The organism is Neoluteolibacter marinus, assembly GCF_014904755.1.
GTDB lineage: Bacteria > Verrucomicrobiota > Verrucomicrobiia > Verrucomicrobiales > Akkermansiaceae > Haloferula > Haloferula marina.
The window spans coordinates 56068-67883 of the sequence record NZ_JACZFQ010000011.1; the positions used below are offsets into that span (position 1 = coordinate 56068).

The 11816-nt window shown below is 64.9% G+C and carries 10 protein-coding genes; 6 read left to right on the forward strand and 4 right to left on the reverse strand.

The window, feature by feature from the left end; all coding sequences use genetic code 11:
- The first annotated feature begins 24 nt into the window (after positions 1-24).
- From IG178_RS02800 to IG178_RS02815, 4 genes are all read left to right on the forward strand, one after another.
- Complete coding sequence (locus IG178_RS02800; protein WP_193210977.1) at positions 25-921, forward strand: ThuA domain-containing protein; 897 nt, start codon at positions 25-27, stop codon at positions 919-921.
- 59 nt (positions 922-980) lie between these two features.
- Complete coding sequence (gene coaD, locus IG178_RS02805) at positions 981-1466, forward strand: pantetheine-phosphate adenylyltransferase (RefSeq protein ID WP_193210978.1); 486 nt, start codon at positions 981-983, stop codon at positions 1464-1466.
- Positions 1467-1529: 63 nt separating this feature from the next.
- Positions 1530-3302: a Na/Pi cotransporter family protein gene (locus IG178_RS02810; protein WP_193210979.1), complete on the forward strand. Its 1773-nt coding sequence runs from the start codon at positions 1530-1532 to the stop codon at positions 3300-3302.
- Between the two features lie 57 nt (positions 3303-3359).
- A complete protein-coding gene (locus IG178_RS02815; RefSeq protein ID WP_193210980.1) occupies positions 3360-5192 on the forward strand; it encodes a carbon starvation CstA family protein in 1833 nt (610 codons plus the stop codon).
- A gap of 343 nt (positions 5193-5535) precedes the next feature.
- On the opposite strand, the gene IG178_RS02820 is transcribed toward IG178_RS02815, so the two are convergent.
- Together IG178_RS02820 and IG178_RS02825 are read right to left on the reverse strand one after the other, a co-directional pair.
- The gene (locus tag IG178_RS02820) at positions 5536-6510 is read right to left on the reverse strand and encodes a D-2-hydroxyacid dehydrogenase (protein ID WP_193210981.1); all 975 of its coding nucleotides are present in this window, start codon (positions 6508-6510) and stop codon (positions 5536-5538) included.
- Positions 6511-6516: 6 nt separating this feature from the next.
- Entirely contained in the window at positions 6517-8160 is a 1644-nt protein-coding gene (locus tag IG178_RS02825; protein WP_193210982.1) for an alanine/glycine:cation symporter family protein, read from the reverse strand.
- Positions 8161-8310: 150 nt separating this feature from the next.
- Between IG178_RS02825 and IG178_RS02830 the strand changes: the two genes are divergently transcribed.
- Entirely contained in the window at positions 8311-8646 is a 336-nt protein-coding gene (locus tag IG178_RS02830) for a hypothetical protein (protein WP_193210983.1), read from the forward strand.
- The gene (locus IG178_RS02835) at positions 8628-9173 is read left to right on the forward strand and encodes a DUF6036 family nucleotidyltransferase (protein WP_193210984.1); all 546 of its coding nucleotides are present in this window, start codon (positions 8628-8630) and stop codon (positions 9171-9173) included. The genes IG178_RS02830 and IG178_RS02835 overlap by 19 nt, the downstream gene beginning before the upstream one ends.
- A gap of 3 nt (positions 9174-9176) precedes the next feature.
- Here the strand turns inward: IG178_RS02835 and IG178_RS02840 are convergent, their stop codons facing one another.
- Both IG178_RS02840 and IG178_RS02845 read right to left on the reverse strand, forming a co-directional pair.
- Positions 9177-9887 (reverse strand): GumC domain-containing protein, encoded by a 711-nt coding sequence (locus IG178_RS02840; RefSeq protein ID WP_193210985.1) that lies wholly within the window; start codon positions 9885-9887, stop codon positions 9177-9179.
- Positions 9888-9943: 56 nt separating this feature from the next.
- Positions 9944-11302, reverse strand: a complete 1359-nt coding sequence (locus IG178_RS02845) for an alkaline phosphatase family protein (RefSeq protein ID WP_193210986.1) — start codon at positions 11300-11302, stop codon at positions 9944-9946.
- Between the last annotated feature and the right edge of the window lie 514 nt (positions 11303-11816).

Consider the following 11816-nt stretch of genomic DNA (forward strand, 5'->3'; position numbering starts at 1 on the left):
GCAGCCGCCGGATAGCGTGCACCCATGATCCGATCCCATTTTCTCCGGCTGGCCACGGGTGTCGCGCTGCTGGGTTCCCTCGGCGCGGAGACGCCCCACCGCCTGCTGTTCTTCACCAAGTCGAGCGGGTTCGAGCACGACGTGATCTCCTGGAAGAAGGGCAGGCCGAGCGTGGCGGAGAAGGTGTTCCTGGAACTGGGCGGCAAGAACCGGTGGGAATTCGAGTTTTCCAAGGACGGCTCGAAGTTTTCCGCGGACTATCTCGCCGGTTTCGACGCGGTGATTTTCTACACGACCGGCGACCTCACGACTCCCGGCACCGACAAGCAGCCGGCGATGACGGCGGCCGGCAAACAGGCGCTCTTCGACTACGTCAGGGGCGGCAAGGGCTTCATCGGCCTGCATTCGGCCAGCGATACCTTCCATACCGCCAATGAGTCGAAGAAGGGGCCGGACCGCTACAAGAACCACGGCAAGGACGCGGATCCCTATGTCTGCTTCCTCGGCGGCGAGTTCATCATCCACGGCGCCCAGCAGGTCGCCACCAACAAGGTCATCGACCCGGCATTCCCGGGGTTCGGGGAGGCGGGGGACAGCTTCGCCTTCCACGAGGAGTGGTATTCTCTGAAGGACTTCAACCCCGACATCCATGTGCTCACGGTCATCGATGCCCCGAAGATGAAAGGCCCGATGTACCGGCGTCCACCGTACCCAACCACTTGGGCGCGGCAAGAAGGCAAGGGGCGGGTCTTTTATACGGCGATGGGGCATCGCGACGACATCTGGACCAACCCGACCTTCCAGCAGATCGTCAGCGGGGCGATCCGCTGGGTGACCCGCGACGTCGATGCCGAAGTACCGCCCAACCTGACGGTGGCCGCGCCGGGGGCGATGACCAACCCGGTCCACGGCGCCAAGTGATTCAGCCGGGCTGCCGCTTGGTGCTTGGAACTTGCCGTTAGGGCGATCACTTTCCCGCCATGCGCACCGCCGTTTACGCCGGTTCCTTCGACCCGCCCACCAACGGCCACCTGTGGATGATCCGCCGGGGTCTGGAGTTGTTCGACCGCCTGATCGTGGCAATTGGCAGCAATCCGGCGAAGAGCTACACGTTTAGCGTCGAGCAGCGGCTCGAGCTGCTACGGGCCTCGGTGCCGTCGGCCGAGCGGCTCACGATCGCCCATTTCGACAACCGCTACCTGGTCGACTACGCGAAGGAGCAGGACGCCCGCTTCATCCTCCGCGGGATCCGGGGTCCGGATGACTACGAATACGAACGGGTGATGCGCCACATCAACGCCGACCTCGCCCCGGCGATCACGACGACCTTCCTGATGCCACCGCGCGACATCGCCGAGGTTTCCTCGAGCATGGTGATGGGGCTGGTGGGCCCCGTGGGCTGGGAGGACCAGGTCCGCCGCTATGTCCCGGTGGCGGTCTTCGAGGCCCTCGAAAAGCGGCTTTAAGACATCGGCGGGGCTGATTTTACTGGTCCAATCGCCCGCCATGTGACGATTTCGACACCTCCCATGCACCTCCTCGCTGCGGTTTCCACCCTCTCCGTCGTCGTCGGCCTGCTCCATGTCTTGGGGGCGCTCGGCGTGTTCCTGTTCGGCATGAAAATCATGTCGGAAGCGGTCCAGCGGATCGCCGGCAAGCGGATGCGCCAGGCGCTTTCAGGCATGACCGCCAACCGCTACTCGGGGATCCTGACGGGCTTTTTGACCACTTCGCTGGTGCAGTCGTCGTCGGCCACCACGGTGCTGGTGGTCTCTTTCGTCAATGCCGGCCTGCTGACGCTGATCCAGTCGATCGGGGTGATCATGGGGGCGAACCTCGGGACCACCATCACGGCTTGGATTGTGGCCATCGTCGGCACCAAGGTCAGCGTTTCCGCCTTCGCCCTGCCGCTGATCGGTGTCGGCCTGCCGTTCGTGTTCATCGGCAAGGACAAGGGCAAGAGCTTCGGCGAGCTGCTGCTGGGTTTCGGCCTGGTGTTCTTCGGGCTCGGCCTGCTGAAGGATTCGGTCCCGGACCTGAAGGAGATGATGAAGACCGATCCGGCGACCGCCGAGATGGTGAAGAACATCGTCACCTGGATGGGCGGGCGCGGCTTCATTTCGACCCTGCTCTACCTGGTCGGCGGGATCGTGCTGACCCTGCTGGTCCAGTCGTCCTCGGCGGCCATGGCCATCACCGTAACCTGTGCCTTGAATGGCTGGCTCGGTGACCTCTCCGACCCGCTGCTCGTGGCGCGGAACTCCGCGGCCATCGTGCTGGGCGAAAACATCGGCACCACGGTGACGGCCTGGCTGGCCGCCCTCGGGGCGAATGTCCATGCCAAGCGTGCGGCGCGCGCCCACTTCACCTTCAACGTCATCGGGGTGTGCTGGATGTTGATCGTCTTCGTGCCCTTCACCGCCCTGGTCTGGAAGGCCACGGGATCCTTGCCCGAGTGGCTGCGGAACGCGTCCGATTCGTTCAAGAAGTCCGAGATCGCCTTCGCCACGGCCATTTTCCACACCGCATTCAACCTTGCGAACATCTGCCTGCTGGTCGCCTTCGTCCCGCAGATCGCCCGGTTGGTCGAGTGGTGGGTGCGGGATCCGAAGCCGGCGAAGGGTGCCGGCGGGCTGAAATACATTTCGCAGGGGCTCGTCGACCTGGGTGAACTCAACGTCGCCGAGGCCGAGAATGCCACCCGGCAGATGAGCCGCCTGACCTCCGAAATGTTCGACGGGTTCGTGGAACTGCTGCGGCACCCCGATGTCGACCTGTCAGGGAAGGTCACCCAGCTGAAAGGCATGGAGGACACCTGCGACGCGATGCTGGAGGACATCACGACCTACCTGATCCAGTGTTCCACCCACGAGATTGGCCGCGGCAACGCCACCCGGATCGCCTCGATGCTGCGGGTGGTTTCCGAGTTCGAGGAGGCCACCGACCGGATCTACCGGCTGGTGAAACTGGTGCAGCGGAAATACGAGAAGGGCCATATTTTCCAGGACAGCCACGACAAGGAGATCGAGAACCTCTGCCAGCACGTCCGTGAAATGCTGGAGCTGAGCGCAGGCTCGCTTTCCGGGGTGAGCGCGGAGCTGATGAGGCAGGCGGAAAGCCAGGAAAACCGGGTCGATGCGCTGCGCAAGAATCACAACCGCGGTGCCATGAAGCGGATGCAGGACGGCGGCGACGTGCCGACCGAGATGATCTTTACCGAGATCAACAATCACCTCGAAGCCGTCGGCAACCACGCCCTGAACATCGTTCAGAACGGCGAGCTGAAGCCTGCCGGCGCCTGATTCCCGCTCCGGGCGTGACAAAGCGCCCGGCTGGCGACACTCCTAGGGTAAGAACCCATGGAAACCCTCGCCATCGCGCTCGGCGCGTTCGTCCTCTACCTCGTCGCCTACCACAGCTACGGCCGCTGGCTGGCGCGGAAGATCTTCAAGCTCGACCCGTCGCGGAAGGCACCGTCGATCGAGTTCGAGGACGGCAATGACTACGTCCCGACGTCGAAGGGCGTCGTCTTCGGCCACCACTTCACCTCGATCGCCGGCACCGGACCGATCGTCGGCCCCGCCCTGGCCGTGATCTGGGGCTGGCTGCCGGCGTTGCTGTGGGTGCTGTTCGGATCGATCTTCATCGGCGCGGTGCACGACTTCGGCGCGCTGGTGGTGTCGATGCGCAACCGCGGCCAGACCGTCGGTGACATCGCCGGCCGCGTGCTCACCCCGCGGGCGCGGATCCTGTTCCTCTCGGTGCTGTTCCTGGCTCTGTCGATCGTGCTGGCGATCTTCGGCCTGGTGATCGCGAACGTCTTCAAGATGTTCCCGGCGTCGATCACTCCCTGCCTGATCCAGATCCCGATTGCCGTCGCCATCGGGCTGTGGATCCACCGCCAGGGTCGCAGCCTGCTGATCCCGTCGTTCATCGCGCTCGGGCTGATGTACCTGTCCGTTTACTACGGTGACACCCCGTGGCTGCATGGCTTCAACCAGCGGCTTTCCGAGTGGCCGGCGATCACCTGGGTGGTGGTGCTGCTGGTGTATTCCTACATCGCCTCGGTGCTGCCGGTCTGGATTCTCCTGCAACCGCGCGACTACATCAACTCGCTGCAGCTCTTGTCCGCACTCGGCCTGGTGGTGCTCGGGCTGGTGGTCGCGGGGCTGTTCGGTTTCGGGCCGGAAAAGCAGGCGCTCGAGCTCGCTGCCCCGGCGATCCGGCTCGGCGACGAGGCCCCGGCGGGCGCGCCGTCGATGTTTCCCTTCCTGTTCATCACCATCGCTTGCGGGGCGATCTCGGGTTTCCACTGCCTTGTGTCTTCCGGGACCTCGTCGAAGCAGCTCAAGTGCGAGAGCGAGGCGCAGTTCGTCGGCTACGGCTCGATGTTGACCGAGGGCTTCCTCGCGGTGCTGGTGATCCTCGCCTGCGGGGCCGGGCTGGGGCTGGGGATTCCGGAAATGGTCGATGGCAAGGCGACCGGACAGATGCTGACCGGACACGCCGCCTACGAGGCTCGATATGCCACCTGGCAGGCATCGGGCGGGCTCGGCGCGACGGTCGGCGCCTTCGTCGACGGCAGCGCGAATTTCCTCAAGGCGCTCGGCATATCGCCGGGCTTCGCGGTGGCGTTGATGGGCGTCTTCGTGGCCTCGTTCGCCGCGACGACCCTGGACTCGGCCTGCCGCCTGCAGCGCTACGTCACCCAGGAGCTGGCGGCCCAGTTGAAGATCAAGCCGCTGCAGAATCCGCACGGGGCGACCTCGTTCGCGGTGTTGATTGCCGGCTTCATCGCGGCGATGCCGGCTCCGGGGGCAACCTGGGAGTTGGCCAATCTGGGCAAGGGCGGGCTGATCCTGTGGCCTTTGTTCGGGGCGACCAACCAGCTTCTGGGCGGGCTGGCCTTCCTGGTGATCCTGTTCTGGATGTGGCGGCGAAGTCTGCCGCTGTGGTTCATCGCGATTCCCGCGGTCTTCATGCTCGCGCTGCCGGCAACGGCGATGGTGCTGCAATTGTTCGCGGGCGACGGGGCGTGGTTGACCGGTAAGTCCCCGAACTACCTGCTCGGCTTCTTCGGTGTCGTCACGCTGTCGATCGAGGCATGGATCGTGGTCGAGGCGGCGGCCGCCTGGCGCGGGGCCAAGGGTAAGCTTGAGGAGGGCTTTGCCGGCGCGGCGGCGGAACGCTGAGGGGAAGAATCAGGGCTGCGCCCTGATCTGCGAAATGGCGGCTGCGCCGCGGGACTTTTCCCCGGGCGATGCCCGGGGCTGTGACAGGTGACCCCGTTGGGGTCGGGGATGGCGGATCGGAGGATCGGAGGATCGGAGGATCGATGGATCGATGGATCGATGGATCGATGGTCCGGTGGTCCGGTGGTCCGGTGGTCCGGTGGCGCCCCAACGGGGCGACCTGCGATAGCCCGGGGCGAACGAAGTGCGGCCCCGGGAATCACGGGTCCATGGGAAGTGCCGCCCTGAAGGGGCGGAGTGGGGCAGCGATCCCGGGTGGCGGCGGGTCAAGCGCGATCGGACCTCACATCACCCGGTTGACCAGCGGCTGGCCGGCCTGGTAGCGGGCCAGGTTTTCGAGGAAATGGCGGATCAGCACCGCCGTTTCGCCGCCCTGTCCGCCGGCGGTGTGCGGCGTGATGTGGCAGTTTTCACAGGTCCAAAGCACGTGGTCGTCGGGCAAGGGCTCGGGGTGGGTGACGTCGAGCCAAGCCGCGCCGAGATGGCCGGAATTGAGGGCTTCGGCGAGGGCCTCCTGGTCGGTGGTGGTGCCGCGGCCGATGTTGTAATAGATCGCGCCCTTCTTCATCCGCAGGAAGCGGGCTCCGTCGAACCAGTTGGCGGACGCGGCATTGTCCGGGAGGATGTTGACGACGTGGTCGGCGTCCTCCATCACACCGGTGGAGTCTTCCGGGGAAACGACCGGCACCTTCTCGTCGCCGCGCGCGGTCCGGCGCATCGCGGTGATGGCCATCTTGAACGGGGCCAGCAGGTCGATCAGCCGTTCGGCGATCGAACCGTAGCCGGCGATGAACAAGGATTGGCCCTGCAACAGGCGGCTGTCCTGGCGCAGCTTGAGCCACGGTTCCGCGCCGTTCGGGCAGCGGGTGGCAAGTCCCTGGGGCAGCTGGCGGGCATTCGCCAGCATGAAGGCCAGCACGTGCTCCGCGCAGGCGTCATCGTAGACGCGCGAGCTGTTGGTGACCGGGATGCCCTTTTCCCCGACCGCGGTGCGGAATGCGGGGGTGTCGTAGCGGGTGTAACCGGCGGTGCTGACCTGCAGCCACTTCAGTTTCGGTGACGAGAGCACGGCGTCGACCTGCGGCTGGCCGAGCACGATGTCGGCTTCCTGCATGCGCGGGTCGGTGGGCAGGTCCGCCAGCACCGAGCCGCCGCTGCCTTCGGGAAGGAGCAGGCGGTGCGGGGCAATGCTTTCGCGCAGCCCGTCGAGCAGTTCGGCCGGGGCGGCGAGGTCGGTGAAGATGGTCAGGGGTTCCATGAGGGATCAGCGCGCTTGGTTGACTTCCGCTTCGGCTTCGTCGAGCGAGGCTCCGCCGTCGACGCGCTTCGTGAAGATGAGGAACTTCGCGAGCTCGCGGTGAACGACCGGCAGCAGGAAGTAGACACCGATCAGGTTCGGGATGCTCATCGCGAACAACGAGGCGTCGGAGAAGTCGACCGCGTTGCCCATCGAGGCCGAGGCGCCGGCGATGATGATCAGGCAGAAGATCGTCTTGTAGGCCAGTTCGGCGGCCTTGCTCATGCCGAAGAGGAACTGCCAGGCCTGCAGGCCGTAGTAGCTCCAGGTCACCAGGGTGGAGAAGGCGAACAGGAAGACGCAGGCGAAGAGGACATACTTGAAGCTGTCGTGCACCGTTTCGAAGGCCAGCGAGGTGACGCCGATGCCGAAGGAGGTGCTGTTGTTGGCGGCGTTGCCGAGTTCGAAGGTCTGGCCGTGCACGGCGAAGGTGCCGGCGTCGCCGTCGAAATACATCGAGGTCACCAGCACCAGCGAGGTCATGGTGCAGACCACCACGGTATCGAGGAAGGGCTCGAGCAGGGCGACCACGCCTTCGCTGGCCGGCATCCGGGTCTTGGCGGCGGAGTGGGCGATCGGGGCGGAGCCGATGCCGGCTTCGTTCGAGAAGGTGGCGCGGCGCATGCCCCAGATGAAGGCGGCGAGGAAGCCGCCGGTGACCGCGGCGCGCGGCTTGAAAGCCTCGCTGATGATCTCGTTGATCGCGGCGGGGATGTGGCCGGCATTGACCACCAGCACGATCACGGCGCTGACGATGTAGACGACGCACATCAGCGGCACCAGCTTCGAGGTGACCTTGGCGATGCCCTTGATGCCGCCGATGATCACCAGCGCGGTCATGAAGGCGACGATCAGTCCGAAGAGCCAGAGCTTGTCGGCGAAATAGCTCTCGGTGCCGCCGGTCACATTGAGGAGCTGGGCGGTGGCCTGGTTGATCTGGAAGACGTTGCCGCCGCCGAAGGAGGCGAAGACGCAGAAGATGGCGAAGAGCACGGCGAGAACCTTGCCAAGCGGGCCCATTCCGCGTTCAGCGAGGCCCTTGCGGAGGTAGTGCATGGCGCCGCCGTGGATGCGGCCATCGGGGGTGATCTCGCGGTATTTCACGCCCAGGGTGCACTCGGCGAACTTGGTGGCCATGCCGAGGAAGCCGCTGAGGAAGAGCCAGAAGGCCACCCCGGGCCCGGCGATGGTGATGCCGATGGCCACGCCCGCGATGTTGCCGAGGCCGACGGTGCCGGAGACCGCGGCGGTCAGCGCCTGGAAGTGGGTGATCTCACCGGGATCGTCGGCGCGGCTGTACCTGCCGCGCACGGTCTTCAGCGCGAGTGGGAACGCGCGGATATTGATGAAGCGGAAGGCCAGGGTCAGGATCACGCCGGCGGCGGCGAGCCAGAGGATGACCCAGAGAACCGGGTAGCCGTTGATTTCGATGGTGGAGAAGATGGCATTTACAAAGGGACCAGTCGCCTTGCCGAAGCCTTCATCGATTTTCTGGTCGAGGGTCTTCTCCACGACGGGAGCCATTTCCGGAGTGTCCTGGGCGAGCAGGGTACCGTCGCAAACGGCGAAAAGCAGGAAGAGCGGGAGGATCCAACGGAGCAGGGCGGACATTCGGCCGGGCATGATCCGCGGAGGCTGGCAAGCGGGCGCGGGCAGGGCAAGGACGGAGCTTCGGGAAGGCAACATCCGCCCGCTCTAGCAGATCGCGTGCAGCATTTCGGCCAGCTTGCGGCGGGGCCTGGGGGCTGCTAGCGTCCCGAAGTGATCCCGGAGGACTACGTGTGGCTGAATCCGCTCATCTTCGAGCGCTGGAAGTTCATGGCCGACAAGATCGAACGGCAGCCGGAGCTGTTGGAGATCCCGCTCAGGAACATCGAGCGCTGGATTGCGATGGACCGGCTCGGGGATGTCCGTCCGCTGATCGAGTGGCGCGGAATGATCGAGCGGGCTCAGGAAACGGAGGAGGGATTCTCCGGCTTGCTCGCCTTCCTGCGGGACGACGGGGAGTATCCCCGTTATCTGAAAAGCTGCTCGCCGTTTCCGGGCGTGCTTTCGAAAGAGGAACGACGTCGATTCACATGCGCCTGGACTCACTGAAGCACCTGGCCCGGGTGGCCGAAAGTCTGGTCGAAGCGGAGCGCATCGTGGTGTTCGGATCCGCATCGCTGTTGGCGACATTCCCTGAGTTGGGGGACGATCACAATGGCCCCCTTTCCAACACCTTCGACGCGGATTTCGTGCTTGAACCGTGGTCGGAAGAGTCCGGGCAATTGCTCCACGAAACACTCGGGGAAGAGGAGGCATTCCACATCCGCTACGGCTACTATGCGGACATCATTCGGCCAATCGCCTTCGAGCAGTTCCCTGAGGGCTGGGAAAACCGTTTGGTTCCGGTGCCGGGTGTCGAGCGGGCTTTCTGCCTCGAACCCCACGACATGGCAGCCGCAAAGTGCCAGGCGGGCCGGCCGAAGGATATCGATTTGCTCGCCCTGCTCTTCGCGAAGAAGCTGCTGGATCCCACCCTGGTGAAGGAGCGGTTGACCGGGGTGGCGATGCGGGAAGCGATGATCGTGACCTCGCATCGTGCGCTGGCGGAAGCGGTGGCGAGGGCCGCCCAAGGGTGATCGCTACTTGTTTTCGACCTTCGCCCATTGGATATGGGTGACCCTGAAGTCTGCTTCAGGAACAGGTCCGGTTTTCATCGCGAGAAGTACTTGTTTGGCAAATTCGTAATCGCCCTCTGCATTTGCGAAATAGGCCCCTCCGCCCTCCGGCCGTTCCGCCTCGATTGGATGGGTCGGCTTCCGGCTGCCGGTCGGGGCGGGGTCCCCTCTATAGACGATGCCTTCTGTCTTTTTGATTTGATCAAGCAGTTTTCGTTTGTCTTCGACCGCATCCTCCTGATCACGGATCCTCGCCTGATACTCCTCTGGCGTCATTTTGGCGGTTTCAAGAAAGTCTCTTAAAACGGAAGCGGCAGTATTCGCGAGGAGGGCTGCTTGGATTGGGTCGCTGGCCTCGGTCACTAAATGAGCCGTTTTGGCGCGAGCTTCGACGGATATGCGGATTTGCGAGGCAATCAATCCTGCGGTTTCATCCGGACCATGCCCCCAAGTTTCACCGAGAAGTAGCCGGGAGGCGATCTCGTCGAGTAGCTCGGGGTTTTCTCGAATCACCGAGAGCTTGGATTCGATCTCAGGTGTTGCGAGTTTTGCGGTTGATTCGAATCGAAGGGTTGCGGTGGCTGTAGCTGTTTCTCTGCCGGCCGGTCCTCGCAGGACGAAAAATGCGAGCAGCGCAACGACGGCAATGAGGGCGAATCCTGCTCGCTTCGTCATATCTCACCTTGGATTTTGGCGGGGGGGCACGGCGAGCGGAATGTTGTTGGAAGGGACTAATCGCCGACCGCCGCCACGATGGCACCAAAGACGTCCTCCGCGCAGGTGACCGGGACCGGTGAGCCGAGGATCAACGGCAGCTCGCCGGGATCGACGACGTCGCGGCCGTGGGAGCCTTGGACGAGGGTGGCGTCGAGCGGGATGACCTCCATCAGGCCGCGCAGGCCGAGCTTCTTCTTGAGCAGGAACTTGCCGATCACCCACTTCGGGTTGCCGATGGCGGGGTCGAGGAAGAGCTCGGCGGGGTCGTAGCCGGGCTTGCGGTGGATGTCGATGCAGCGGGCGTAGTCGGGCGCCTTGGCGTCGTCTTCCCAGAAGTAGTAGGTGAACCAGGCATCGGGCGCGGCGATGGCGACCAGGTCGCCGGCGCGTTGGCTGCCGGTGCCGCTGCCCCACATCTCGCCGCCGCTGCGGATTTCCTCGATGCCCGCCGTTTCCTCCAGCAGGGAGCGGACCTGACGCAACAGCGAGGGCTCGTTGACGTAGACGTGGGCCATCTGGTGGTCGGCGACGGCGAAGACCCGCGAGCCGCCGGCATCGAGGGTTTCGCGGCCGAGCTCGTCCTTGAGCTGCAGCCAGCCCTGCTCGCGGAACAGGCGGTTGAGGTGGATCGGCCGGGTGACCTTCGAAATGCCGTATTCGGACAAGACCAGCACCTTGATGCCGCGGGATTCGAGGAACCCGATCAGTTCGCCGGCGACGCGGTCGATGGCTTCCAGTTCGGGCGCGATCTCCGGCGCGCCGGGGCCGAACTTCTGCAGGCAGTAGTCGAGGTGGGGCAGGTAGACGAGGTTGAGGTCGGGCTTTTCGTGTTCCTCGGTCCACTTCGCGGCGGCGGCGATCCATTCCGAGCAGGCAATCCCGGCGGCAGGGCCCCAGAAGGAGGGGAAGGGGAACTCGCCGAGCTCGGCCTTGATCTTCTCGCGCAGGTCCATCGGCTGGGTGTGGATGTCGAAGACCTTGCGGCCGTCGGCCGGGTAGAGTGGCCGTGGGGTCATCGCGATGTCGGCGCTGGAGTACATGTTGTACCACCAGAACAGCTTGGCGCAGGTGAAGCCGGGGTGCTTGCGGCGCAGGTGCTCCCAGACCTTTTCGCCGTGGACGAGGTGGTTGCTCTGTTTCCAGAAGCGGACCTCGGCACTTTCGCGGTCATACCAGCCGTTGGCGACGATGCCGTGCTCGCGCGGGCAGGTGCCGGTGAGCATCGACGACTGGGCGGTGCAGGTGAGGGCGGGGAAGGCGGGGCGGAAGGCCTGCTGGCCGTGCTTGGCGGCGAAGGCGCTGAGCCGCGGGGTCGAGGGCCCGAGCAGGGAGGGGGAAAGTCCGACCACATTGATGACCGCCACGCGTTGCATGGGCGGAGTGTTTCAGCGCTTCCGGCGGGTGGCAATGCGGAGGCGTCGCCGGGATGGCAGCCGGAGGCTTTTGGACTGCTGCGATGCTTCGCTGCTTTTTTGGATGGGGGGTGGTGGTGGGTTGGATGGAGGGAAGGGATTGGCGGCTGGCTGCGTCCCGTGCCTTGGAGTCTGCATGCGCGTGCACTCGAAAGCTGCGAAGGATCGCAGCAGTCCGAGGGCGGCTGCGCCGCGGGTCATGGGGCGGAGTGTTTCAACGCATCGGGCGGGTGGCAATGCGGAGGCGTCGCCGCGATGGTAGCCGGAGGCTTTTGGACTGCTGCGATGATTCGCAGCTTTTTGGATGGAGGGTGGTAGTGGGCCTGGTTGGATGGGGGGAAGGAGGCTTGCCGGGTGGCTGCGTCCCGTGGCTTGGGGGCTGCCTGCGCGTGCACTCGAGAGCTGCGAAGGATCGCAGCAGTCCGAGGGCGGCTGCGCCGCGGGGCATGGGGGTGGGAGGCTTGCCACGCTCGGG

Excerpts from the sequence above, each read along its gene's own strand:
- IG178_RS02800 (WP_193210977.1), top strand. The coding sequence starts at position 25 with ATGATCCGATCCCATTTTCTCCGGCTGGCCACGGGTGTCGCGCTGCTG.
- coaD (WP_193210978.1), top strand. The coding sequence starts at position 981 with ATGCGCACCGCCGTTTACGCCGGTTCCTTCGACCCGCCCACCAACGGC.
- IG178_RS02810 (WP_193210979.1), top strand. The coding sequence starts at position 1,530 with ATGCACCTCCTCGCTGCGGTTTCCACCCTCTCCGTCGTCGTCGGCCTG.
- IG178_RS02815 (WP_193210980.1), top strand. The coding sequence starts at position 3,360 with ATGGAAACCCTCGCCATCGCGCTCGGCGCGTTCGTCCTCTACCTCGTC.
- IG178_RS02820 (WP_193210981.1), bottom strand. The coding sequence starts at position 6,510 with ATGGAACCCCTGACCATCTTCACCGACCTCGCCGCCCCGGCCGAACTG.
- IG178_RS02825 (WP_193210982.1), bottom strand. The coding sequence starts at position 8,160 with ATGTCCGCCCTGCTCCGTTGGATCCTCCCGCTCTTCCTGCTTTTCGCC.
- IG178_RS02835 (WP_193210984.1), top strand. The coding sequence starts at position 8,628 with ATGCGCCTGGACTCACTGAAGCACCTGGCCCGGGTGGCCGAAAGTCTG.
- IG178_RS02840 (WP_193210985.1), bottom strand. The coding sequence starts at position 9,887 with ATGACGAAGCGAGCAGGATTCGCCCTCATTGCCGTCGTTGCGCTGCTC.
- IG178_RS02845 (WP_193210986.1), bottom strand. The coding sequence starts at position 11,302 with ATGCAACGCGTGGCGGTCATCAATGTGGTCGGACTTTCCCCCTCCCTG.